The 2,123-nt window shown below is 33.7% G+C and carries 2 protein-coding genes; both read left to right on the plus strand.

The window, feature by feature from the left end; all coding sequences use genetic code 11:
- Positions 1 to 1,035: bifunctional phosphoribosylaminoimidazolecarboxamide formyltransferase/IMP cyclohydrolase (purH, locus tag Q0E86_RS11115; RefSeq protein WP_295757187.1), on the plus strand; the 1,035-nt coding region annotated here is incomplete at its 5' end.
- A gap of 50 nt (positions 1,036 to 1,085) precedes the next feature.
- Positions 1,086 to 1,988 carry a serine hydrolase gene (locus Q0E86_RS11120; RefSeq protein WP_295757189.1) on the plus strand — a complete coding sequence of 301 codons (903 nt, stop codon included), beginning with the start codon at positions 1,086 to 1,088 and terminating at the stop codon, positions 1,986 to 1,988.
- The last annotated feature ends 135 nt before the right edge of the window (positions 1,989 to 2,123 follow it).

Here is a 2,123-nt window from a genome sequence, read left to right on the forward strand (position 1 = left end):
CGTGAGCGTTTAGCTGCAAAAGTATTCCGTCATACAGCTCGTTATGATGCGATGATCGCAGATTATTTAACTAAGAAAACACATGAAGAATTCCCAGAAAGCATGACAATTACTTTTGATAAGGTTCAAGACTTGCGTTATGGTGAAAACCCTCACCAAAAGGCTGCTTTCTATAAGGGAATGAATCCTCAATATTCTTTGGCAAATGCAACACAGCTTCATGGTAAAGAATTGTCTTACAACAATATTCAGGATGGTAATGCGGCTATTGAAATTTTAAAGGATTTTGAAGGTCAATTTGCGGCTGTTGGTGTTAAGCACATGAATCCATGTGGTGTTGGTATTGGTGAAAATATTGAAGCAGCTTGGGATAAGGCGTATGAAGCAGATTCAATTTCAATTTTTGGTGGTATTGTTGCGTTAAATGCAAAAGTGGAAAAGGGATTGGCAGAAAAATTATCGAAGATTTTCTTGGAAATCATCATTGCGCCAGATTTCTCTGAGGAAGCATTGGAAATCTTGACTCGTAAGAAAAATATTCGATTAATGAAATTAGATACTAGCTTATCTGTTTCAAGTGCGTTAAAATATACAAATGTTAACGATGGTCTATTGGTTCAAGAGATGGATCAGCATACAATTAACGCAGAAGATTTAAAATGTGTGACAAACCGTAAACCAACTGAAGAAGAAATTAAACAATTGTTATTTGGATGGAAAGTTGTTAAACATGTAAAATCCAATGCGATTGTCTTAGCTAAGGATGATATGACAGTTGGTGTTGGTGCTGGACAAATGAACCGTGTTGGTGCAGCTAAGATTGCGATTGAACAAGCTGGTGAAAAGGCAAAAGGTTCAGTTTTGGCAAGTGATGCATTCTTCCCAATGCCAGATACGGTACAGGAAGCTATCAAAGCGGGTGTTACTGCAATCATTCAACCTGGTGGATCTATTAAAGATCAACTTTCAATTGATGAGTGTAATGAACACGGTATTGCGATGGTATTTACAGGCGTTCGTCATTTTAAACATTAATATAAAAGAGTCTGAATAGACTCTTTTTCATAGTTTGGAAGGGTCTATTTATGGATAAGAAAAACAAAATCGTAATCATTTCTTTATTATCTATTTTATTAATTGCACTCTGTATGTTTGCCTCTGAAATGAGCAGTACAAAAAAGAAGGCATTTACATCTACAAGTGAAATAGAGGAAGATCAAAGTACAGAAGTGAAAAATGAAAATAACAGTAAATATATAGATATGGCTTTAGCGAAAGAAATTGAGGCGTATTTCCAAGAAAATAACATTGATCATGAGAGCGTATCGTACTGTATTACAGATTTGAAACACAATATAAAATATAGTATGAATGAGAAAAATGAGTTTATTGCAGGTAGTATATATAAGCTTCCTTTGGCAATGTTATATTATGATAAAGTAAATAGTGGTGAATATACTATGGAATCTACTTTAACATACAGTGGTTATATGCATGAGGATGCGGGTGTCATTAGTTCAAATTATGCGATTGGAAGTCAAATACCATTAAGTGAATTGTTAGATGCATTAATTGTTTATTCGGATAATGATGCGGGGCATGTATTGTTTGAAAATCTTGGTGGATGGAAAGAATATAAAGAAGCCATGACGAAGTATACAAATTCAATTAGTGATAATTATTATTCAGAGGACAATGTTTCAACCGCAAATACAATGAATGATGTTATTACATATTTATATGCTCATAAAGATGAGTATCAAGGATTAATAGACAATATGAAAAAAGCAGAGCCAGGAGAGTATTTAGATCGAGATATTCAACTGGGTATGCCTCAAAAATATGGTATGTATGATTATGCATTGAATAGTGTAGGTTTTGTAGAATGCGAAACACCATATAGTATAGTTGTATTAACAAGTTTAGGTGATGAAGGTGCCGATGTAATGGCTAAAATAAATAGTATTGCATACGAACATTTTAAATAAGGTCAAATGGCCTTATTTTTTTGTATTTATGATGTAAGCGCATACAGTAAAAAATATGAAAAAAAGTAAAAAAACATTTGACGAAGTAAGAAGTATTTGGTAATATAGATGAGCACTGCTGAGGTGCACATGATC

It is taken from the genome of uncultured Holdemanella sp., from assembly GCF_934754935.1.
Taxonomy (GTDB): domain Bacteria; phylum Bacillota_I; class Bacilli_A; order Erysipelotrichales; family Erysipelotrichaceae; genus Holdemanella.